Origin of the sequence: Occallatibacter riparius (assembly GCF_025264625.1) — a bacterium.
Lineage (GTDB): Bacteria > Acidobacteriota > Terriglobia > Terriglobales > Acidobacteriaceae > Telmatobacter > Telmatobacter riparius.
Genome location: NZ_CP093313.1, coordinates 515,886 through 537,589, shown reverse-complemented (window position 1 = coordinate 537,589; position 21,704 = coordinate 515,886). Strand labels below are relative to the sequence as shown.

The window sequence follows — 21,704 nt, the reverse complement described above, 5'->3', positions numbered from 1 at the left end:
TTCCCTCAGGGCTAAGGCCCGGTTTCTATCAGCGGCTTTACGGCACGACTAAAGTCGTGCCCTGACACGAGGCCAATCCGAATGACTGCTTAGCAAGCTAGAAATCGTGCCCTGTCAAAACGCTAAAGGCAACCGCAGATCCCTCGATTCGTAGCTGCGCTCCTCGCTCGGGATGACGGCATGAGCGAACGGTTTGGTTCAGGTGTACTGGACGCGGCGGTGTTCGCCCTTCACGATGCGGCCGATGATGTGGAACTTCTCTTCGGCTTTATCGAGCAGGTTCTTGGCGCGGGTGAACTTCGCCGCTGGAATCGCCGCGATCAGACCGACGCCCATGTTGAACGTCCGCATCATCTCGTCCTGGCTCACCTCGCCCAGCTCGCGCAGGTGCTCAAAGATGGGCAGCACCGGCCATGAGCCGAGCTCGATTTGCGCCGCTGTGCCCTTAGGCAGAATGCGGGGCAAATTCTCCGTGATGCCGCCGCCCGTAATGTGCGCCATTCCCGTCGTAAGTCCTGCGGCAACAAGCTTCTGAATCACGTGCAGATAGCTCTTGTGGGTCTTCATCAGGGCGGCGCCGGCCTTGTCCTTGATGGGCGTTACGTACTGGGTCGGCTTGTAGCCGGCGACCTCGAAGAAGAGCTTCCGGGCAAGCGAATAGCCGTTGGTGTGCAGGCCGGTGGAAGGGAAGCCGATGAGCACGTCGCCCGGCTTGATGCCCTGTCCGTTGATCATCTTGTCGCGGTCTACCGCGCCGACTATAAAGCCGGCAAGATCGTATTCGCCATCGGTATAGAACCCGGGCATCTGCGCCGTCTCGCCGCCTATCAGGGCGCATCCATTGGCTTTACAGCCTTCGGCCAGGCCACTGACCACGTCTTCGGTCACCTGCGGGTCGAGCTTGCCGCTGGCCAGGTAATCCAAGAAAAACAAAGGAGTTGCACCCTGCACCGCGATGTCGTTCACGCAGTGATTCACCAGGTCCAGGCCCACCGTCTGGTGCATTCCGAGCTGGAAGGCAATCTTCAGCTTGGTTCCCACGCCGTCGGCGGAGCTGACCAGGATCGGGTTCTTGAACTTCTGCAGGTCGAGCCGGAACAGGGCACCGAATCCGCCGATGCCGCCTAAGACATTACGGTTGAATGTCTTCTGGGCGAGAAACTTGATGCGTTCCTTGGCGCGGTCGCCGCTGGAGATGTCTACGCCGGCATCGGCATAGGTCACGGACTTGGGCTTGGGAGTATCAGGCACGATGAGGGCTTCCTACGCGAATTTGGGACAGCTCTGCTGCCGGAAACCCTGATTTTACACCACGGAACAAGGATCTCGAGGACCTTGAATCACCGGCACAGCGGTTGTATGGGAAACGTGGATGGGTCATCCTTCAGCGTCTAGCTGGATACACGGCCATGCTGTTTACTGCTAAGTACAATGGCGCATTCGCTGTTGCAACGACTTGTTTCTTGGCTATGAAATATAGTAGGTCGATATCTTCAATATTATGCTTGGCTTGATGTCATTTTTGGCGAATGAATGGAGAAGTAAAAACAGGGGGAGGGGTAGCTAATTTTCTAGTAAACACAGTACTGAACTAGTTAACCCAACCTTCCATTCTTCTCTGGGGCAAGGAGATGTCTGCGACAAGAGATGAGACACTACTCCCTCCCTTCTGAGCGGTCCTCTGATGGTAGGGAGTCTGGCTTGCTGTGTATGTGATAGCGGTCACGATAGTGGAGGTAATTTTCCGCAGGCTGATGACAGAGGCGAGTCTGGAGTGAGGCCAGCGTGAGCAGGGGCTGAAGAGATTGCGGGGGAGTTCCTCGCCTGGCGCTGAGGTGCCCGACCGGCGTCCCTCGGGACTAAGGCCCAGTCATTTCTTTGGCTTTTCGGCACGACTAAACAGCCTGCTGAAGGAATCGAAATCGGGCTTTTCAGCAAGGCAGCTTTGGCAGGGCCTAAAGGCCCAGGATCAACCAGTGGAGGGGCATACGGGCTGCCTGAAGGCAGCCCCTGATACAAGGCCTGTTCCGAATGGCCTTATTCAGCAAGCTGTAAAGCAGTGCCCTTTCGCGTTTCATCGCCCATTTGAGTTTTTCCGAGGCCTGTGAGGCGCAGCCGTCTTCATGGGCTTTTGTGGCCTGGTACACATCTCCGAAAAGGACCTGCGAACATGGTAGACATGTCGAGTCACGTTCGAAGGCTGGTTCTTGCTTCCGCATCGCCGCGCCGCCGCGAGTTGCTGGCGCAGGCCGGGTTCGTCTTCGATGTGATCCCCGCCCACATTCCCGAGGAGCCGCGCCCTGGCGAAGACCCCGTCGCATACGTCACGCGCCTGGCGCGCGAGAAGGCGACCGCTGTCTTCGCCGGCGAGGGAACAGAAAGACAGGGAACAGGGAACAGGGAACAGGGAACAGGCACCTGCGGTGCGGCTGACGGCGCTCACGCGCACGGCGGCATCGTCGTCCTCGGCGCGGACACAACCGTCACTCTCGATGGCCACATCCTCGAAAAGCCGCGCGACGCGGAAGACGCCGCCCGGATGCTGCGCATGCTGTCCGGCCGGACGCACCGCGTGATCACTGGAGTGGCTGTGGTGGATGCAAAAGGCAGCGAGGTGGCGGCGGAGGTCACGGCTGTCCGCTTCGTCACGCTTAGCGATGACGAGATTGCCGAGTATGTGGCCACCGGCGAGCCGATGGACAAGGCGGGGGCGTATGGCATCCAGGGCCGCGCCGCGAAATGGATTCCGCGTGTCGAAGGCTGCTACTTCAATGTCGTCGGGCTGCCGCTGGCGCTGGTTACGTCCATGCTTGAGAGCCGGCGGCTTTAGGACGCTGTTTCCTTCCTGACCTTCTACACCTTCCGTAACTGGCGTTATTTCCCCACCGGTCATCCAGGCCTTTATTTAGTTGCCTTTCGATATTAAGTTGCCTGTACAATCGCGGGATAACTCCAGTCCTGGTTGGAAAAGGTCTCCCGATGCGGATTCGCTTCGTTGCCCTGCTTGTCTCTATTGCTGCCTGTCTTGGTTTCGCCGGCACCCTTTGCGCGCAACTGCCTGAACTCACCAAAGAACAACTCCAGATGACCGCGGATCCGAAGGCTCCCGGGGCGGCTGCCTCCATCCTCTACCTCGAAGAGCGGACCGACGATAACCTGCACTACCACTCGATCGTCGAGCGCATCAAGATCCTGACGGAAAAGGGCAAGGATGCCGCCACCATCCATGTCCCCTACGACAGGAGCTGGACCAAGGTCCAGGACATTCAGGGCCGCACCATTCACTCGGACGGAACGGTGTATCCGCTCACTACCAAACCCTCGGATCTCACCGATGTGAATTCAAAGTACTTTCAGTTCAATGAAATGGTGTTCACGCTGCCCAACGTTGAAGTGGGCAGCGTGATCGAGTACAGGCTGCAGATACGCTATGACGATCAGTGGATATCGTCTCCTGAGTGGATCATTCAGCAGCGCTATTTCGTCCACAAGGCGCACTACTTCTTTCAGCCGTCGCACTATCGGGAAGGCATCATGTGGTCCCCGCACGTGAAGGAAGGCACCAAGGTTGTCCGCGACAGCCAGGGCCGCTTTACTTACGATGTCGACGATGTGCCGGCCCTGCCTGACGAGGACTGGATGCCGCCATTGAACAGCCTCAAGATGCGCATCGCGTTCTACTACGCCGATTACCCAGACGGGCAGCAGTTCTGGCGGGAGCGCGGCAAGGAGTGGGCCAAGGATACGGAGAAGTTCGCCAGCGCCGATAAGGCGATCAAAGGAGCAGTGGCTGAGCTGGTGAGTGCAACCGACACCGAGGAGCAAAAGGCGAAGAAGCTCTATGACGCGGTGATGAAGCTCGAGAACACCGACTTCACGCGACGCAAGAGCCAAGAAGAACGCAAGAAGGAGAAGATCAAGGAGGTCAAGAAGGCCGAGGATGTGTGGATGCAGAAGAGCGGCGGCTCCGACGACCTGGCTTTGCTCTACGTGGCGATGGCCCGGGCTGCGGGTCTGCAGGTAGTTCCCATGCAGGTAGTGAATCGCGATCGCGCCATTTTCGATCCCGATTACCTGCAAGTGTTGCAGCTCGACGATTACATTGCCGTGGCGACGATCAATGGCAAGGAAGTGTATCTCGACCCCGGCCAGAAGATGTGCCCGTTCGGATTGCTGCACTGGAAGCACACGTATGCCAGCGGGCTTCGTGTGAGTGGCAAGGGCGCCGAGATTGCGGCAACGCCGGGCAACCTGTACACGCAGAACACGATGCAGCGCGTCGCCGACCTGACGGTGAGCCCGGACGGCAGCGCAGCTGGCACCCTGCGGGTCGTCATGAGCGGCCAGCAGGCGCTCCACTGGCGGCAGACAGCCATCCGCAATGATGAGGACGAGGTCAAGAAGCGCTTCAACGAAACGATGCGTGACAGCGTGCCCGAGGGGATGGAGGCCGAGTTCGATCACTTCCTCGCGCTTGATGATTACAACGCCAATCTTGTGGCCGTGCTGAAGGTCAATGGCCAGCTTGGCAGCGCCACGGGCAAGCGTTTCTTTTTGCCGGGCATGTTCTTTGAGTCACGTGCCAAGCATCCGTTTGTGGCCACCGAGTCCCGCAAGATCCCGGTGGATGTGCACTATCCGGAACGCGTGGTGGATGACGTGACCTATCACCTGCCGGAGGGTTTCGCGGTGGAGAGCGCTCCCCAGGCGGCGACAATTCCGTTCGGAAGTTCGGCGCAACTGCGCGTGGCGTCGAAGAACGACAAGGACAAAGTGGAAATCGCCCGAAGCCTGGCGTATAACTTCACGCTGGTTGAGCAGAAAGATTACACGCAACTACGCGACTTCTATCAGAAGGTGGCGACGGCCGATCAGCAGCAACTGGTGCTGGCGCGGGCCGCACAGGCAGCGAAGTAAAAGCAGGGAATAGGGAATAGAGAGGCCAGCGTGGGGCGGGGGCAGGGATGGCAGGTTTGAGGAACCAATTGACTGGATGGGCTGCGGTGACCGTATTGATCGCGGCGGCTTGTATGCCGGCTTCGGCGAGCTGGTTCAGCAAGGGCCAGCCGGTACCGGACTGGGGCGTGCAGGCCGCTAAAACGCCCACGCCGGCTGCCGCGGTGGTGAAGGATGCCACTGCGGTGATTCTCTATGACGAGTACGTCGAGACGATCGACGGTAACGGCAGGGCGACGGAACGCGAGCGCCAGGTCATCCGCATTCTGAAGCCACAGGGGCGGCACAACACCTGCGAAGTCAGCTACGACGTCGACGAGAAGTTGAACTATTTCCGCGTGTGGACTATCGCGGCGGATGAAAAGAACACATACGAAGCGCAGCCTACGGATTTTGTGGAGCAGGGCGATACCGACGTGCCCGTCATGCTCTCAACGCGCAAGGCCCGCATCGCACATCCTCCGGCCGTTGACGTGGGCGCGACGATCGTATGCGAGTCAGAAGAGGTGATGAAGCCCTACATGCAGGAGAAGGTCTGGACCCTGCAGAACGGTATTCCGGTGGTGTTCCAGGCGCTGGAACTGGACCTGCCAGCGGGTCATTCTTATTCCGAGGCGTGGCACCGGTTTGATCCGGTGAAGCCGGCGCAGGTTGCGCCCAATCACTGGCGGTGGGAATTGAAAGATGTGCCGGCGCTGAACCTGCGGGATGTGCCCTCGTCGCCGGAATGGTTCGCGCTTGCCGGGCGCATGACAGTGCAATGGGGAGATGCAGCCATCGCCGAAAAGGACCAGGAGTGGCGTGCGCTCGGACAGTGGGTGACGAAGCTTGAGCAGGACCGTCCCACGCCATCGCCGGAGATTACTGCCCGGGTGAATGAGCTTGTCGCCGGCGCGCCGGACTTCTATTCCAAGCTGAGCCGGATCACCGAAGACATCCAGAAGAACATCCGTTATTTCATTGTCAGCCGAGGCATTGGCGGCCTCCAGGCGAATCATGCGGGGGATATCTATCGCAATCGTTATGGCGACTGCAAGGACAAGACCACTCTTCTGATCGCGATGTTGCAGGTGGCTGGGATCAAGGCCTATTACGTCCCCGTGGATCACCGGCGCGGGGTCGTCGATCCGGAGGACCCGTCGCTGCTAGGCGATCACATGATCACGGCGATCGAGGTCCCCGATGATGTGCAGGACGCGCGCCTGCAGGCTGTGGTGAAGGGCAAGGACGGCAAGCGATACCTGATTTTTGATCCCACCGATCAGCGGACGCCGGTGGGTAACCTGCCCTCAAACGAGCAGGGTGGTTATGGGCTGCTGGCCGCGGGCGGATCGAGCCAGGTGATCGCGCTGCCGGTGCTGCCGCCGACCGCTAACGGCACGGAGCGCACAGGAGCATTCTCGCTTCAGGCGGACGGCACGCTGACCGGATCGCTAGATACGGTCCACAGCGGCCCTGACGGCAGCGACATGCGCTATCTGCTCAAGGACACCGATGAAAAGCAGCGGCGCGAGTATCTGGAGAAGAAGATTGCGCGCGATTTGCCGGGGGTGTCGCTGACTTCGTTCGAGTTTGTGCAGCCTCCGGCGCTCGACAAGCCGCTGGAGTTCCACTACAAGCTGACGGCCAGCCAGTATGCGCATACGGCCGGTCCTCTGCTGCTGGTGCGGCCGCGCGTGGTCGGGTCCTATGCCATGCCTTTCGATGACAAGCCTCGCCAGGTGCCGATCGATCTGGATGCTACCGGGAGGTGGAAGGACTCCTTCGACATCACTCTGCCCGACGGCTATGTGGTGGACGAGACCCCTGACCCGGTGGATCTGGACGTGGATTTCGCCAGCTATCACTCCGCGGTAAGTGCCAAGGGCAAGACCCTTCACTACGAACGCGAGTACGTGGTGAAGAAAGTGGAGATAGCTGCCGGCAAAGCTGCGGAGTTCCGCAAACTGCAGTCGGCGATTCTGATGGATGAGAAGGGGACAGCGGTGCTGAAGAAGGCCGCCAACTAGGCTCCTTCGCTGAGCGCTCTGGCTTGAGACTGCGGTCTGCCCAAGTTCGTATAGGAAGATGCCCATCTCCAGCATGACCCGACTGCGGCTGTATTCGGTTCACACCAGGGATGGGCATCCCTGTTAGTCGTCGGTATCTATTTCCGGCATCGGACCTTGGCGGTTCGGGATCTTGAGGGTGCCATTCTCGATCAGAATGCCGGTGAGGCGGTCGAGTGCGTCGGCCAAGCGAAGCCCGATACTTCGCTGGCTCTTGTTGAGCAGCAGCGCCGCCTCGGTGATGGAGTATTCCTGGAGCACGATCCGGTTGATGAGCACCCGGTCGAGCGCCGAGACCTGCTCCAGCCCTTTCTCCACATCAAGCACGAAGATGACGCTGTCCTCGAAGGTGTAGTTCCGCCGATTGGAGGAGCGGCCGCGTCCTATGCGTTCTCTAAAGACAACCGGAGACCGGGCCACCAGCATGGAAGCGAGCAGGTAGCGCCGCAGCAGCCTTTCAGTATGTTTGCGGTAGAAGGCCAGGTTCGGAGAAGGAACTGGACGGCCAATCGGCTGCTCGCCGATTCCAGGCATCTGAGAGGCCGACGGAGAATCTGGAAGCTGGCGGGCTGGTCCGAAGCCGCTTTGAGGCGTCGCCTCGCTCTGCGGGTGCGCTTCGTAGGTTCCGGTTGCCTGCCATTGGCGCTGAGCGGCTGCTGCCAGGGCAATGGTTGGAAATTGCAGGACGGCGCTCATTCGGCACCTCCTGCTTCAGCGACTGTCCACGTCCGCATGAGGTTCGGGGTGGACAGCCTATGCTTCGGCCCGCGGCGCCGGCCGGTGTCCACAGGGAAATCGGCGAGCCTGGTGGCACACTCTCGGCAATAAGTACTGCAGTGATTCTGGGCGCGGAACCAAAGACTGCCGCACCCTTCGCAAACTTTCAGTTGCACGCGCAACTCCATAATGGGTCTCCCTTGGGTTCGTATCCCGGCCTTTGTTTCTTCTCCTTGTTAGAACCGGGGTTAGGCGGGACGCGGGCGGGTGCTTCAGGATCGAACCGTCCTGTTGGGGGATTGCCTGCCGGGTTCCTTCTACACAAAACATAACGGTAATAATGCACAGATTCTGGAAAGTCGCACACAGCACCCAGATCGAAGCCTCTAACGTGCCTCGTATCTCCTGGTGTTTGCTTCTGTGCCGGAAGAAGGAACTCCCCGGCGGGCATGGACGCTGTCCGCGACAGTTTCTGGTTATGGCGGAGTTTCAGGCGACACGCGTGTGCAGAGGCAGACCCCAGAGTGTGTGATGTAAGTAGAAATAATTTATGAAGCAGAACCTTTTCGGTCAACGGCTTTCCGGTGAAACTCAGCTCCTTGGCTTTCCAAGGAACTCAGGAACCGAGAGAATAAGGCGATTTGTGCGTAATTGTTTTGCTGACAGCAATTGAAGTTAGTTGCGAGTTATTGCCTTGGGCAAGTTTTCCACATGAACTTTTCCCAGATGCACGAGCATCTACGGCTCGAGCTGCTGCGCAGAATTCAGCGGGGAACACTCAGCGTTTCGCTTCTTGCGCGCCAGACAGGCTACGGCCAACCACACCTGTCGAATTTTCTAGGCGGCAAGCGGCAGTTGTCGCTGGAGGGTCTTGATCGAGTTCTGAAAGCTCAGCAGATGACCGCGGCGGACCTTGTGCCCTCGCGACCGCCCCCCTTTGAGATGGAAGACCTGCTTCATGTGCCGCTGGTATCGCACTCCACCGCCATGTACGAGCCGCAACTCAGGCTGGCCGCCGTGCAAAAGCTGCTGCCGGTTCCGGCAGGGTTGCTGTCCAGGGCCATAGCCAGAGCCACGGTCAGCCGGCGCGCGTGGCATCGCTTTGTCGCCATCCAGATCCCGGCGCTCGATGCCCCGGCCATGGAGCCGATCGTGCTGGCGGACAGCGTGGTGTTCCTCGACCGCCACTACAACTCACTGCTGCAATACCGGCCTGCACGGGCAAACCTTTACGCCGTGCGGCACGACACGCGCCTGAAGGTGCGCTATGCGGATTTTCAGGCTGGCCGGTTGTTGCTGCGGCCGCATAATCGTGCTGCTCCGGTTGACCTGCTCGAGCCCGGGCCGGGGGAGTCGCCTGGCGACCTTATCGTCGGACGAATTGTTATGGTGATGAACGAGTTCTAGAGAGCTCGATCGGCTTCGTCCGCCGCCTTCTAGAGTCCGTAACGCCTGCTGGCAAAACCGCCTTGAAAAAAGCGCGACATAAATGCGATTTATGCGTCAAAATACTAGGGACAATCCCCGGTTCTTTCATTGGATAAAATTGAGACAATGATGGCTGTGGTGCCGTCAAAAGGATTTTGTTTTGCCCTCTTCCCCTGACTGTGTCCGCGTTCTGGTGGTCGATGACGAGTGCGCCATCGCCGACACCCTCGCGCGAATTCTCCGCCATCGTGGTTTCCAGACCATGTGCGAGTACAGTGCAAAGGGGGCGGCGCAGGCGGCGCAGCGCTTCCGGCCTGACGTCCTCGTCACCGATGTCGTCATGCCCGGGCTCAGCGGCATCGATCTGGCCGAGTGGTTCTCGAAAGAGCAGCCTGGGTGCCAGATCATTCTGACCTCCGCCAACCTGCATCATTTCGATCCGAGCGACCTGCCGTTTGAGCCTGCCCAGGAGATATCCTTCCTTCCCAAGCCGGTGCTCGTTTCCGACCTCATCGAGCTTCTCGACAGAAAGAGAACGGCCGCTTAGGCAGTATTCGCGGATTGCAACTCCTGCTCAGTCGCCCGCCTCGCGCGCCAGCGTTTCATGTCCGCGCAGACCCTCGTTAGTCTGGGCGGCCGCTCCTGCCTCCTTGAAGAACCAGAATGGTGAAAACGACCAGGTGAGCATGAGGAAGTCGAAGAGGCAGACATACCATGCTGACGGGATTCGGAACACAACGCACGCGGCGATGGCCAGGATCATGTTCAGGAACACCACCTTCAGGTATCGCCGGATGGAGACCATTGAACGCAAGGCGTGATTGGTGATTTCGCCTATGGAAGGCGCGGGCAGGCTTTGCAGGGCAGCCGGAGCCTCAGGAAAAGAGGCGGACGAGAGCTTCCAGCGCAGCAAGTTTTCATACTTTGCTTTTACCTGGCTCCGGATTCGCCAAAATGCGCAAGGGGACCTGACTCCCAGGTTCCACGTCTGCACCGGCGCGCCCGGTTCCAACTGCCAGTCAATATAGATTCGCCGAACCGGAAGCCAATCCGGGATGCCGGGACCCAGCCGCACGGCAAGTACCTGTTCAGGCCGCAGCGCGAAGCGCAACTGGTCGCCGGCGTAACTGAGCCGGTCCTTCGCCAGGAACAGCATGCCGAAGTCCCATACAAAGACCAAGTCGTATGTGCGCAGCACGGGATGCGGATTCAGATCGATCAGCTCCGCGCGGTCCTCGCCGCATGCAATTCCCTCTGCCTCAAGCCGTGTCACAAATCTCTGGCGACGCCGCGAGAGCCCCCATACGGACTGCCACTCCCCAACCAGCACGTAGATTGCGAAGCATGCGATTGCGCCGCCGATGTATGCAGGCGCGGGATGCGGAAGAGCCGCATGATGGATGGCCAGCGCCACCAGGCCCGGCGTCGCAATGGAGCAGAAGCGCAGGACCCACTTCTTCAGCGCAAGCAGCTCGGAAACGGCCCTTAGGGTTACTACGGGATTGCGCGGCGCGCCTTCCTTAAATTGCTCTTCGCTCAACCCGGTCGCATCATCTGTGGGCTCGGCTCGACCGACGGCCTGCTCGCGCATCAGTTCCTGCAGGCGCTCGGGTGGAACCTGGCCGATTTTTGCCAGGCGCTCTACGCGGCGCAGCATGGAGGGATGAGTCATGAGGGAGCCGGTGACACGGTCCCACTGCACTGGCAGCAGGTTCAGGCGCGCCAGCTTCAGCAGCGCTGTAATCACAGCCTCGGGATCGCCGGATAACTGCAAGGCGCCAGCATCGGCTACATGCTCAAAATAGCGCGACTGCAGGTAATAGAGAACGAGACCGATGATGTAGAGCACCAGGATCAGTTCCGGGAAAGCCATCACCCGATCACCGAAATGCACCAAGTTGGAGAGACCGGGGGCCGCGGCGGCTCCATCGGCGACTCGCCGCAGTTCCAGCGCATGCCGGAACGCTCCCAAAACGGAGCGCAATATCCAGTAGAAGATCTCAGGCGAGAACATCAGGCCAAAAAACGCCAGGCCCGTCCACATCGCGTGCTTTTTCTGAATGTGGGTAATTTCGTGCGCGGCGATCGCCGCGACCTCGCGTTTGTTGAGCCTGCTCAGCAGGTAGTCCGTAAACATCACCATGCGCTGACGCGAGGCAAACGCATTCGCCATTTGCGACTTTCCAGCGGGCATGACGAATACGCCGCGCAGTTCCACCGCGGCCTTCTTCGCGAACGTGAATACGCAATCGCGCAGCTCGCCGGTGGCCAACGGCTCAAACTGCATTCCTGTAACTCGCGACAGCAGCCAGGTGCAGAGCTTGTACGAGGCATAGACGCAGAAGAGCAGGGCCATTGAAGCCTGCCCATTGATTGGGGCCATCTCTATGCTTGCTATGAGACACATGACCGGGAGAAATTGCGCGGCCAGTGTCAGGGCATGGCTGGCCAGGAACTCTCCTCGTGTCCACCGGTTGCCACGGGCCTGTGCAAACACGCGGTAAGACAGGAGCAGGCAGACGAAGTATGCGATCCACGGCGGCAGAAACAGCACGCCCACGTTCAGTGCGACGGCACTCGCGCTGTGCGCCGATGTGTAGTAGCCGATCAGGTCGTCGAAACCTTTCCGGACGGTCTGCCCCACGATCCAGATAAGCAGCAGGCAATTGCCGCTGAAGAGGAGCACGCGGAGGTAGCTGAACCACGCGCCGATGGGATCCGCGGAAGAGTCGCGAATGGCCGCGCGCCGCATCCACAGGCACAACACGATTGGCGTAATCAGGAAGATGACCGGCAACACCGCCGCACGGATCGCGTCCTGCCGGCGCAACCCGAAGGCAAGATGAATGGCATCAGGCGATGCGGATGCCGTATCGATGGCGTAACTCGCGTCATCGTAAAGTTCCGCACGCGCTGAGTTGGCCTGTAGTTCCTCTTCCGGCAGTCTGGGGCTCCGGCCCGCGGCGGACGACTCGGCGAACCTTGCCCGCGGATAGGTGATGTGCACCCATAGTTTCCGAATGCCGGCGCTTCTTAGTTCGCCGTTGAGCCGGTCCAATGGGATATTTGTGGAGAGCAGAAGCCCGGCGCGCTGCATGGCGCCGGCGCATGTGCCGATTAGATTTCCGTGCCGCATCTGCTCCCGATATTTCAGGTATCGTTCCTGATCCTTCAGCGGGCGGGACTTTAGATATCGCGGAAGTTCTGTCTGGGCAGGCGGATTCACGAGCGAACCGGCCGGGCAATGCAAGGCCTGTTCCAGAGCCGCCTGGATGCCGCCGAGGTTTGCCAACTGATACGAGTAGAAACTTACCGTCGCATCGCCGCGTGCGGCATACGTCACGATCAGATTGACAAACGGCCCGTCGGAGTCATCATCCGCGTCATCGTCGTCCTGTGCGTGCAGCCAGGCGGGGAAGAAGGCCACGATGAGAAGGATCATCGCCCAACAGGCGCATTTACTTGCGGAATAACTTGAGCGTAGAAAGAGGCGAGATCTTCCCGACGGCGTTTCGGCGTGCATTAGCGGCTCCAGGTGGATCGCCCCAAGTACACCAGCGAAATGCCGTAGATTCAATGACTCGAAAGCGGTAACTCCGCTTTCACTCTGAGGTATCTATGTACTTTAGTTACCGGACCGCCGGACGAGCTTTGGCATAACTACTCGCCGGGCACTGCCTCCGCGGGATTGTCGAACCGGGTGTATTTGTTGATGAAGTTGAGGTGGATGGTGCCGGTAGGGCCATTACGCTGCTTGGCGATGATGATTTCGCTCTTGGCGCGGTCGGACTCCGACATCTCTTCGTCGCGGTTGTAGTACGCCTCGCGGTGGATGAACATGACCACGTCGGCGTCCTGCTCGATGGAGCCGGATTCGCGGAGATCCGAAAGCAGAGGGCGCTTGTCGTCGCCGCGGCGCTCACTGGAACGCGACAACTGCGACAGCGCAACTACCGGCACGTCGAGTTCCTTGGCCAGGGCCTTGAGTCCGCGCGAGATAGCGGAGACTTCCTGCGTGCGATTCTCGTAGCGCTTGCCGCCGGCTGAGGGCAACGTGGCGGACATGAGCTGCAGATAATCGATCATGATCAGATCGAGCTTGCCGTTGTTCTGCTGCTTGAGGCGGCGGGCCTTGGCGCGCATTTCGGCCAGCGAGATGCCGGCCGTATCGTCAATGAACAGCCGCGACTCGACCAGGTCATTGAGGGCCTTCTGCAGCTTGTCGTGATCTTCGCGGCCCAGGAAGCCGGTCTGGAGCTTGCGCTGATCGACCCAGGCCTGGGCAGAAAGCATACGGCGCAGGAGCGACTCTTTGCCCATTTCGAGCGAGAAGACAGCCACCACCGCCCCGTGGTTCACGGCTGCGTTCTGGCAGATGTTGACCGAAAATGCGGTTTTGCCCATCGACGGACGAGCAGCGATGATAACGAGCTCACCCTTTTGAAGGCCGCTGGTGTTCCGGTCGAGCTCGTAGAAGTCAGTAGCGAGTCCGGTGACTTCGCGGCTCTGCTTGTACAGGTTGTCAATTGACCCGAAGGAGCCAGCGACGATCTGGTCCAGACTCTGGAAGCCGTTGGAGATGCTCTTCTCGCTGACTTCCAGCAGGCCGGCTTCGGCGGCGCCGAGGACTTCGAGGGCGGTCTCGCTCTGGTCGGCCGCGCGGGCGATGGCCTGGGAGCAGATCATCATGAGCCGCCGCAGCAGGCTCTTGTCCTTGACGATCTTGATGTATTCCTCGATCACGGGCCGGCGCGGCAGGCCTTCCGTCAGCGACGCGAGGTAGGCGACGCCACCGACGGCCTCGATCTCCTTGAACTTGGCGAGCTCGTTGGCCAGGGTGACGATGTCGACGGGGCGCTGCTCAGCCAGCAGGTCGCCCATGCGCTGGTAAATGCGCTTGTGCGAGTCGAGCGAGAAATCGTCGGCTTCGAGCTTCTCCGCGGCTTCAGAGTGCGCATGGTTGTCGAGGAGAATGGCGCCGAGGATAGTTTTCTCGGCATCGACTGCCGCGGGCAGACCGGGATCGTAGCCGGGATTGGCAAAGGTGGCCATGGATCGAGTTTAGGCGGACAGGCGGCTGAGGATGGGTGTGAACATCTGGACAGGAATCTGCAAAAGCAGACCCACCGAAGATGTGAACTTCAATCGACAGGCCAACCTCGGGCTCAGCCTCGCATCACAGCGGCAGGATGATCAAATTGCGCCCGCGCGGGCGTCAACGCTGCGGCTCATGAGGCCGCTGGTTTGACGGGGAAAGCGCGTCCGCTCTCCACAACCATCAGGATCCATCGAGGAGGGACTCTCTGTGTATCACCACGTAAAGAAGCTTATGTATACCGTCAAAGTGGGCACGCCTGACGTGCGGTTCGGCCGCATGCTGCTCGAGCAGTTCGGCGGCGCGAATGGCGAGCTCGCAGCTGCCATGCAATACACCATTCAGGGCTGGAACTGCGTGGACGATATCGCGCGGCGCGACCTTCTGCTCGACATTGGCACGGAAGAGCTGAGCCATCTGGAGGTGGTCGGCGCCCTGATCCGCATGCACCTCAAGCCTCTGAAGACCGAGGCGGAGGCGGCCGAAGCGGATCCCCTCGTGACCATCGCCGGGGGTGGCGGGGTGGCGCTATACAACTCGGCCGGCAATCCCTGGACGGCCGATTACCTGAAGATCACCGGTGAGCTCGACGTGGATCTCCGCAGCAATATCGCGGCGGAAGCGCGCGCCAAGATCGTTTACGAGCGGCTCATCGACCATACGGACGATCCGGGGTCGATCGACACACTGCAATTCCTGATGACCCGCGAGATCACGCACATGAAGGCATTCACCGCCGCTCTGGAGACCCTGGAGAAGCGGCCCTTCTCGATTGGGCGGCTGGCTCCCACGCCGAAGCTCGTGGATGAGTATTTCAACGGCTCAACCGGGATTGGCGATGAGGCCGACATGGACGTTCGAGGCCCGTGGACCAGCATGCATGGCTTGCATGAGGTGCAGTCGCCCATGGACGGCGGCGAGGGCTTGTCGATCGATCATGTGGATGGCGTGGCCGGGCCGGAAGACCGGGGCAAGCAGGACGATGGCCAGCGCACAACTACGGCTCCGGAACTCGATGAACTGATCGGTGTCGCGGATGCGAAGTATTGAAGGATGGCTGGCGGGGCTTGCGAGGTTGAGCTACTTCGCGGGCCCCGGATGCAAGGAATCGCACGTTGAACACACGGCCGCTGGATTGGAGTGTCGTTTACCGTACACAGTTCACCCGGCCGGGGAGAACTTCTGTTTACATTAATGGTTCCCTGGGCGCCACGGAGGCCAATGTGTCGCTGGCGTGATCCGCTGGCGCGGTTCACGAATGGCAGCGGATTACTGGGCGATCACCATCTGCGAAGTGCTCGCCATGTTGATACTCTTGCGAAACCCGGGAAGATTGAAGGTGAATGGGTAATTCACCGTGATCTGGACGATGTCTCCCTTGGCATTGTCGCCGGTGATTGAATTGGCGGCATTGCATGACGTCGTTGCGCTTCCCGGGACAGGGCCGCGATACTGCACGCAAATGTTGTCAGTTGTAAGAAGTATGCCTGGATAGCTGCGGTGGACGATGTAATTCTTGATATCCGTTGTGGATGCCGTGCACTTGTTCGACAAGTATCCGGAGCAGCTGGAGGTCCAGGTCGATCCGCGAACGATGGCATACCGAGCGCCTTCGTGCGCGGCGTTGCCGAGAAAGTGGTAAGCGTACACGGCCAGACAGACCTCAAACACGCCGAATATCAGGACCGACAGGAATGTGAAGGAGATCGCCATCTCAAGGACGGTGGCGCCCCGATCGTCTCTTGCCGACCGCCTGAAAGCGCCCCGTAGAAGGGCGTCTATGCGTTGCCGTAATGTTCGTCGACAGATCAATTTGGAAGAATCCTCATCGCGGAATATCCGTGGAGTGTGTAGGTCCGCGGCAGGATCCGTGGAACCGAAAACACTGCATTGACGGAAGCTTGTGTGGAGACCGTGACGTAACTCACCACGTAGTGGGCGACTGAGCTGCTGGAGCCAGTGCAGGCGGTGATGGTCGCATCGCTGCAACTCACGGTTCCGCTTGCCGGGCTGTAGGTGGGCGTGCCGGTGGTAAGGTTGAGTGTCTCGCAGACGCAGCCTGCGCTCGGGCTGGCGGTCAGCGTGGAGAGATCGGGAGCATCGTTCTTCGCTGCCTGGGCTACCGTGCTGGTCGACGTGGCGTTGCCCATGTTCTCGCCGCCAAACGAGGCCCCGGCACGCGCCGCGTTCTCTACCTCGATGGTGTAGTGTGCGACGCGACCCAACTCAAAGGCGCCGAAGGTTATGAGGATGAACAGCGGCATCATTACGGCCAACTCGACCAGGGCCGCGCCACTCTCTTCATTGAGTCGAAACTTCATCTATCTGCTCCTTTAACCCGCTCAGTAAATCAGCCCAACTCTGGCCAGGGGCGAGTCGGATGAGTCGTACCCTTGTATTTTGAGAGTCGCAGCCTGCGAGCAGAAGTTACCGATGATTACATCATTCGCCAGCTTGGTAGACGCGCCCTGGTCCTGGACGAACAACTGCATGTACGGCGCGTAGATAACGCCCTCCAGGTCTGACGTGCTACTTCCAAAATCGAAATAGATTTCAGCGGGGTTGCCGTAGTTATTGCCCTTGCCATGCGAACAGGTGTAGGTGCCTTTGCCGTTGGCGCCATCGCTGGGAGCGTCGAACAGAACACCGCAAAGCGGGTTCAGGCTTCCCGCGCAGGGGTGGCCATATCCCGGGGGCGTGAGGTTCAGGTTTCCATTATTGGCGAAGCTGAAGGGGATGTTGTCGGCGAGATAGATTGTGACGTTGGAACCCGTTACCGAACCGGTGATTGAAGGTCCGTTGCCGCCATTTACGTTTTTGTCGAACACATACATGGTGTTCGACTGCAGTGTGCCGCTGAGATTGCCGCTGTTGAAGTTGTAGATGCAACTCATCCCGGTGCCGGAAGGCGCGGTGCAAGTCTTGGCGGTGGTATCGATCTGTGGCTGATTCGCAGTCTGCTGAAGCTTGGACAACGGGTCGCTTGTGGGTGGAGCATTCTGAGACACGGGGCCGGTGATGCTGGAACTGCCACCGTTCGTAATTGTGCCAGAGGCGGTAACGAATTTAGCGTTGATGTTTGAGCTGCCTCCCATGCTCAGATTGCCGTTAATGGTGACGCCGCAATTTTGACCGAACAGCTGGGAACTCCCACCCATGGTGGCCGCGGGATTGGCCAGGCCCTCGCCATTCTGAACATTGAAGCACCCGTCGGAATTAAGCAGGTTCGATGCGATCGCTGTGGAAGCGACATTCAAGGAGTGAATGCCGAACAGGTTCATGAAGATCGTGGGTGTGGCGAAGCTCGCTGTTGCCTGCACCAGCCCGGAACCGCTGTAGCCTGAGATGGTGGGAGCTACCCTGAGGGTCAGGGTGAGTCCGTTCGCGGAGTTCGCCGCCCCATTGGACGACCCCGGGGTGAAGCCATTCATTGTGGCGTCGTGGGAGGCCGCAGTATACATTCCCGAGGTTACGCTCGACGGACTGCCTTCATACATGGATTCAGTTACGCCGGCGAGGGCAGCGCTGTCGGCAACTGTCTGCGCGATCCTTCTCTGGCGCAGCAGGATTCCAACGTCGGTTGCGAGACCCACGAACCCAAGCAGCACCGTCATGCTCAGTGCCACAAGGACCAAGGTTGCCCCTTCTTCTTCGCGAACGATCTTCATACTTGCTCCTGAGGCGTGTTGAATCTGACTGCCTGCTCGGTCGCAGCCTGGTCGAGCGGGTCGAGCACGCCTTCATGCCACCATCCCTCGGTCATTGGTTCTTGACAGAAGGGGACGGGCCGGTTCTTTGGCGCTGCGCTGCCAATCCCCGACCAAGAGGAATTAGCAACAGCGATGCCAAAGCGGTTATTCAGTATGTTGTTTAAAATGTGTGGATTGGAAATTGAGGAGCAGAAGGGGCAGCAACAAGCGCGCCGAACCGTATACAGGTGTTTACAGTTCAACCGGTCGCATGGACGTCGAAGGGTTACAACTCCAGCTTAGCGCCCGTCTGTAGCAGCCCAAAAAGCAAAGAGGTCTCCCGCGCTGCAGGAGGCCTCTTCAGCACCATCGCCTGGCTGGATTATTCCAGTTTCCAGCGCAGAATCGGCTTGCGGGCAGCGGTCACTTCATCGAGCCGCGACACCCGCGTAGAATGAGGGGCCGTCTTGACCAGTTCTGGGTCCTCCTCCACTTCCTTCGCGATGGACCGCATGGCCTCAATGAACAGGTCCAGCTCTTCGACAGACTCGCTCTCGGTCGGCTCGATCATCAGCGCCCCTGGCACGATGAGCGGAAAGCTGACCGTGTAGGGATGGAAGCCGTAGTCAATGAGCCGCTTGGCAATGTCGCCCGTCTTCACGCCTTTGGCCTGCTGCCGCTTGTCGCTGAAGACCACCTCGTGCATTGAAGGCGTTTTGTAGGGCAGCTCGTAGAGGTCTTCGAGCTTTTTGCGGATGTAGTTGGCATTGAGTACGGCGTCTTCGGTGGTCTGGCGCAGGCCGTCCGGTCCGTTGGCCAGGATGTAAGCCAGCGCGCGGATGAACATGCCTGTGTTGCCGTAGAACGCGCGCACCCGACCGACAGACTGAGGGCGATCGTAGTTCCAGGATTTCGTCCCGTTCTGGCGTTGAACGAGGACGGGGGTAGGGAGGAAGGGCTCCAGGAACTTCTTGCAAGCGACCGGACCCGAACCGGGGCCGCCGCCGCCGTGGGGAGTCGAGAACGTCTTGTGCAGGTTCAGGTGCATCACGTCCACGCCGAAGTCACCGGGGCGGACTTTGCCGACCAGCGCGTTCATGTTGGCGCCGTCCATGTAGAGCAGCGCGCCCTTGGCATGGAGGATGTCGGCGATTTTGTGGATCTCGTTCTCGAACACGCCGATGGTCGATGGATTGGTGATCATCAGCGCGGCTGTGTCTTCATCCACCTGCCGGGCGAGCGCTTCGAGGTCGATGCCGCCGTCAGCATTGGATTTGAGGTTTTCGACCTGATAGCCGCAGATGGCGGCGGTGGCAGGGTTGGTGCCGTGCGCGGAGTCGGGAATGATGATCTTCTTGCGGGCATTGCCCTGCGACTCATGCCACGCGCGCGCGAGGAGGATGCCGGTGAATTCACCATGTGCGCCGGCGGCCGGCTGGAGGGTGATGGCGTCCATGCCGGTGATTTCGATGAGGCAGCGCTGGAGCAGGTCGATGACCTCCATGATGCCCTGTGCCAGCTCGTCGGGGCGGTAGGGGTGGGCGTCCGCCAGACCCTCGATGCGCGACACGAATTCATTCACGCGGGGGTTGTACTTCATCGTGCAGGACCCGAGTGGATACATTCCGAGGTCGATGGCGTAGTTCCAGGTCGAAAGCCGCGTGAAGTGGCGGATGATCTCGATTTCGCTCAGCTCAGGAAGGAGGCCGTCGTTCTCGCGGAAGGTCTCTCCCAGGAGTTGGGAGGCGTTCACGGAAGGAACGTCGAGTGGCGGTAGTTTGTAGGCCTTCTTGCCGGGTGCGGATTTTTCGAAAGTCAGGCGCTCGTTCTGCGTCTGGTGCGCGCGTACTTTGCCCGTCGTCTTGCTGGATGCGTTGATTTCAGTTGTCGCCATGCTTAAGCCTCCACCAGCCCCGCAGCCAGAACGCTCGCCGCCTTATCGATCTGCTCTTTCGGAATCACTTCGGTTACGCACCACAGAGTCGCGTCGCCAAGCTCCGGATACCAGCGCCCGAGCTCGATGCCGCCGACAATTTTGTTCTTCATCAGCCGCTTCTGCCACACCGCCGGCGACTCGCCGGTCTGCAGCACGAACTCGTGGAATCGCGGCGCGCCATTGAACAACAGCTTGTTTCCCGTCTGCGCGGTGAGTTCGGTCGCGGCGTAGTGGGCTTTCGCCAGGTTCTGCTCAGCCAACTCGCGGATGCCCTGCTTGCCATAGACGGTGAGGAAGATGGTCGCCATCAGAGCCACGAGCGCCTGATTCGTGCAGATGTTCGAAGTCGCCTTCTCGCGCCGAATGTGCTGCTCGCGCGTGGAGAGCGTGAGCACGAAGCCGCGGTTTCCATCGCGATCCGTTGTCTGGCCGACGAGGCGGCCGGGCATCTGCCGCAGGAACTGCTCCTTCGCCGCGATGACACCGCAGAAGGGCCCGCCGTAGCTCAGAGCCACGCCAAACGATTGCGCTTCCATGCTAACGATGTCTGCCTCAACCGGCGGTCGCACCACGCCCAGGCTCACGGCCTCGGCAATGGAGACGATCAGCAGTGCGCCCTTTTTGTGCGCAATCTCTGCGATTGCCGGAATGTCTTCGACGACGCCGAAGAAGTTCGGGCTCTGCACCAGCACGGCTGCTGTCTCTTCCGTGATTGACTCCTCGAGCGCGGCAAGATCGACGCGGCCCGTCTTCGGCTCGAAGCTCACCAGCGAACTCGGCAACTCGCGATGCTTAAGATACGTGTCGATCACTTCGCGGTACTCGGGATGCACCGAACGCGCGACCACAGCCTTATGCCGCCCAGTCACGCGCATCGCCATGAGGATCGCTTCAGCCGCGCCGGTCGATCCGTCGTACATGCTGGCGTTGGCCACGTCCATACCGGTCAACTCGGCGATCATCGTCTGAAACTCGAAGATGGCCTGGAGCGTGCCCTGCGTGATCTCGGCCTGGTAGGGCGTGTAACTGGTAAGAAACTCACCGCGCTGCACCAGCGAGTCGATGATGACCGGCCGGTAGTGCCGATACGCGCCCGCGCCCAGGAAGCTGGTGTAATCGGTCGCGTTTTTGTGGCCGGCGGCCTTGAAGTAGTCGATGATCTCGCTCTCCGCCTGCTGACGCGGAACATCGAGATCGCGGTTCAGGCGGTACTCGGCTGGAATGATGGAGAACAGGTCGTCGATAGCTGCCGCGCCGATCTCCTTGAGCATCTGCTCACGCTCGGCGGGGCTTTTGGGTAGGTAACGCATACGGTCCTTTAAGAGTTCTTAGTTCGCAGTTCACCGCTAGTGCAAACGAGGGTTCAGCTGGCGGTCCTCATTTGGATGTGACTCCCCCCAGGGAGGGAGCAATGTGAACGGCGAACTAAGAACGGTCTTACTGTTCTTCCGCGATGAACGCTTCGTAGGCTGCTGCATCCAGCAGCGAGTCCAACTCGCCCGGGTTCGACAGCTCGACCTTGATGATGAAGGTGTCGTGCGGAGCGGAGTTGATCTTGTCGGGCTCGGTCTTGAGAACGTCGTTGGTTGCCGTCACGGTGCCGCTGACCGGCGAATAGAGATCGCTGACTGCCTTCACGCTTTCGACCGAGCCGAACGTCTGGTTGGCGGTCACTGAATCGCCCACCTTAGGCACATCGACGTAAACGATGTCGCCCAGCGAGTTCTGTGCGTAGTCTGTGATACCGATGGTTCCGATGTTGCCTTCGACCGCGATCCACTCGTGCTCGCGGGTATAGCGCAGGTTTGCCGGATAAGCCATGGGGCTCCCTCGAA

General features: G+C 59.8%; 16 protein-coding genes. 6 read left to right on the top strand and 10 right to left on the bottom strand.

The window, feature by feature from the left end:
- Positions 1 to 198 precede the first annotated feature (198 nt).
- Positions 199 to 1,251: a phosphoribosylformylglycinamidine cyclo-ligase gene (purM, locus tag MOP44_RS02005; RefSeq protein ID WP_260794223.1), complete on the bottom strand. Its 1,053-nt coding sequence runs from the start codon at positions 1,249 to 1,251 to the stop codon at positions 199 to 201.
- A 928-nt stretch (positions 1,252 to 2,179) separates the two neighbouring features.
- Between purM and MOP44_RS02000 the strand changes: the two genes are divergently transcribed.
- The 3 genes from MOP44_RS02000 (at position 2,180) to MOP44_RS01990 (ending at position 6,965) form a co-directional block, all read left to right on the top strand.
- Positions 2,180 to 2,830 (top strand): Maf family protein, encoded by a 651-nt coding sequence (locus tag MOP44_RS02000; protein ID WP_313901044.1) that lies wholly within the window; start codon positions 2,180 to 2,182, stop codon positions 2,828 to 2,830.
- Between the two features lie 149 nt (positions 2,831 to 2,979).
- A complete protein-coding gene (locus MOP44_RS01995; protein WP_260794221.1) occupies positions 2,980 to 4,917 on the top strand; it encodes a DUF3857 domain-containing protein in 1,938 nt (645 codons plus the stop codon).
- Positions 4,918 to 4,964: 47 nt separating this feature from the next.
- Positions 4,965 to 6,965, top strand: a complete 2,001-nt coding sequence (locus tag MOP44_RS01990) for a DUF3857 domain-containing transglutaminase family protein (RefSeq protein ID WP_260794220.1) — start codon at positions 4,965 to 4,967, stop codon at positions 6,963 to 6,965.
- 123 nt (positions 6,966 to 7,088) lie between these two features.
- On the opposite strand, the gene MOP44_RS01985 is transcribed toward MOP44_RS01990, so the two are convergent.
- Positions 7,089 to 7,700 carry a hypothetical protein gene (locus tag MOP44_RS01985; RefSeq protein WP_260794219.1) on the bottom strand — a complete coding sequence of 204 codons (612 nt, stop codon included), beginning with the start codon at positions 7,698 to 7,700 and terminating at the stop codon, positions 7,089 to 7,091.
- A gap of 732 nt (positions 7,701 to 8,432) precedes the next feature.
- On the opposite strand from MOP44_RS01985, the gene MOP44_RS01980 reads away from it, so the two are divergent.
- Positions 8,433 to 9,128 (top strand): hypothetical protein, encoded by a 696-nt coding sequence (locus tag MOP44_RS01980; protein WP_260794218.1) that lies wholly within the window; start codon positions 8,433 to 8,435, stop codon positions 9,126 to 9,128.
- Between the two features lie 181 nt (positions 9,129 to 9,309).
- Positions 9,310 to 9,696 (top strand): response regulator, encoded by a 387-nt coding sequence (locus MOP44_RS01975; RefSeq protein WP_260794217.1) that lies wholly within the window; start codon positions 9,310 to 9,312, stop codon positions 9,694 to 9,696.
- Between the two features lie 27 nt (positions 9,697 to 9,723).
- Here MOP44_RS01975 and MOP44_RS01970 read toward each other — a convergent pair whose 3' ends face one another.
- Complete coding sequence (locus MOP44_RS01970; protein WP_260794216.1) at positions 9,724 to 12,591, bottom strand: M48 family metalloprotease; 2,868 nt, start codon at positions 12,589 to 12,591, stop codon at positions 9,724 to 9,726.
- A gap of 218 nt (positions 12,592 to 12,809) precedes the next feature.
- Positions 12,810 to 14,201: a replicative DNA helicase gene (dnaB, locus tag MOP44_RS01965; RefSeq protein WP_260794215.1), complete on the bottom strand. Its 1,392-nt coding sequence runs from the start codon at positions 14,199 to 14,201 to the stop codon at positions 12,810 to 12,812.
- A gap of 253 nt (positions 14,202 to 14,454) precedes the next feature.
- On the opposite strand from dnaB, the gene MOP44_RS01960 reads away from it, so the two are divergent.
- Entirely contained in the window at positions 14,455 to 15,294 is an 840-nt protein-coding gene (locus MOP44_RS01960) for a manganese catalase family protein (RefSeq protein ID WP_260794214.1), read from the top strand.
- 219 nt (positions 15,295 to 15,513) lie between these two features.
- Here the strand turns inward: MOP44_RS01960 and MOP44_RS01955 are convergent, their stop codons facing one another.
- The 6 genes from MOP44_RS01955 to gcvH all read right to left on the bottom strand — a co-directional run bounded on the left by MOP44_RS01955 (position 15,514) and on the right by gcvH (position 21,690).
- Positions 15,514 to 16,056, bottom strand: coding sequence for a TadE/TadG family type IV pilus assembly protein (locus MOP44_RS01955; RefSeq protein ID WP_260794213.1), 543 nt, complete (start codon positions 16,054 to 16,056; stop codon positions 15,514 to 15,516).
- Positions 16,053 to 16,565, bottom strand: a complete 513-nt coding sequence (locus tag MOP44_RS01950) for a TadE/TadG family type IV pilus assembly protein (protein ID WP_260794212.1) — start codon at positions 16,563 to 16,565, stop codon at positions 16,053 to 16,055. Before MOP44_RS01950 ends, MOP44_RS01955 begins: the two co-directional genes overlap by 4 nt.
- A 21-nt stretch (positions 16,566 to 16,586) precedes the next feature.
- Positions 16,587 to 17,912 (bottom strand): TadE/TadG family type IV pilus assembly protein, encoded by a 1,326-nt coding sequence (locus tag MOP44_RS01945; protein WP_260794211.1) that lies wholly within the window; start codon positions 17,910 to 17,912, stop codon positions 16,587 to 16,589.
- 403 nt (positions 17,913 to 18,315) lie between these two features.
- A complete protein-coding gene (gene gcvPB, locus MOP44_RS01940; protein ID WP_260794210.1) occupies positions 18,316 to 19,827 on the bottom strand; it encodes an aminomethyl-transferring glycine dehydrogenase subunit GcvPB in 1,512 nt (503 codons plus the stop codon).
- A 2-nt stretch (positions 19,828 to 19,829) separates the two neighbouring features.
- Positions 19,830 to 21,179 (bottom strand): aminomethyl-transferring glycine dehydrogenase subunit GcvPA, encoded by a 1,350-nt coding sequence (gcvPA, locus tag MOP44_RS01935; RefSeq protein WP_260794209.1) that lies wholly within the window; start codon positions 21,177 to 21,179, stop codon positions 19,830 to 19,832.
- A 127-nt stretch (positions 21,180 to 21,306) separates the two neighbouring features.
- Positions 21,307 to 21,690, bottom strand: a complete 384-nt coding sequence (gene gcvH / locus MOP44_RS01930; RefSeq protein WP_260794208.1) for a glycine cleavage system protein GcvH — start codon at positions 21,688 to 21,690, stop codon at positions 21,307 to 21,309.
- Between the last annotated feature and the right edge of the window lie 14 nt (positions 21,691 to 21,704).

What these genes read in the sequence shown, in the direction of transcription:
- MOP44_RS02000 (WP_313901044.1), top strand. Translation starts at nt 2,180, where the DNA reads ATGTCGAGTCACGTTCGAAGGCTGGTTCTTGCTTCCGCATCGCCGCGC.
- MOP44_RS01995 (WP_260794221.1), top strand. Translation starts at nt 2,980, where the DNA reads ATGCGGATTCGCTTCGTTGCCCTGCTTGTCTCTATTGCTGCCTGTCTT.
- MOP44_RS01990 (WP_260794220.1), top strand. Translation starts at nt 4,965, where the DNA reads ATGGCAGGTTTGAGGAACCAATTGACTGGATGGGCTGCGGTGACCGTA.
- MOP44_RS01985 (WP_260794219.1), bottom strand. Translation starts at nt 7,700, where the DNA reads ATGAGCGCCGTCCTGCAATTTCCAACCATTGCCCTGGCAGCAGCCGCT.
- MOP44_RS01980 (WP_260794218.1), top strand. Translation starts at nt 8,433, where the DNA reads ATGAACTTTTCCCAGATGCACGAGCATCTACGGCTCGAGCTGCTGCGC.
- MOP44_RS01970 (WP_260794216.1), bottom strand. Translation starts at nt 12,591, where the DNA reads ATGATCCTTCTCATCGTGGCCTTCTTCCCCGCCTGGCTGCACGCACAG.
- dnaB (WP_260794215.1), bottom strand. Translation starts at nt 14,201, where the DNA reads ATGGCCACCTTTGCCAATCCCGGCTACGATCCCGGTCTGCCCGCGGCA.
- MOP44_RS01950 (WP_260794212.1), bottom strand. Translation starts at nt 16,565, where the DNA reads ATGAAGTTTCGACTCAATGAAGAGAGTGGCGCGGCCCTGGTCGAGTTG.
- MOP44_RS01945 (WP_260794211.1), bottom strand. Translation starts at nt 17,912, where the DNA reads ATGAAGATCGTTCGCGAAGAAGAAGGGGCAACCTTGGTCCTTGTGGCA.
- gcvPB (WP_260794210.1), bottom strand. Translation starts at nt 19,827, where the DNA reads ATGGCGACAACTGAAATCAACGCATCCAGCAAGACGACGGGCAAAGTA.
- gcvPA (WP_260794209.1), bottom strand. Translation starts at nt 21,179, where the DNA reads ATGCGTTACCTACCCAAAAGCCCCGCCGAGCGTGAGCAGATGCTCAAG.
- gcvH (WP_260794208.1), bottom strand. Translation starts at nt 21,690, where the DNA reads ATGGCTTATCCGGCAAACCTGCGCTATACCCGCGAGCACGAGTGGATC.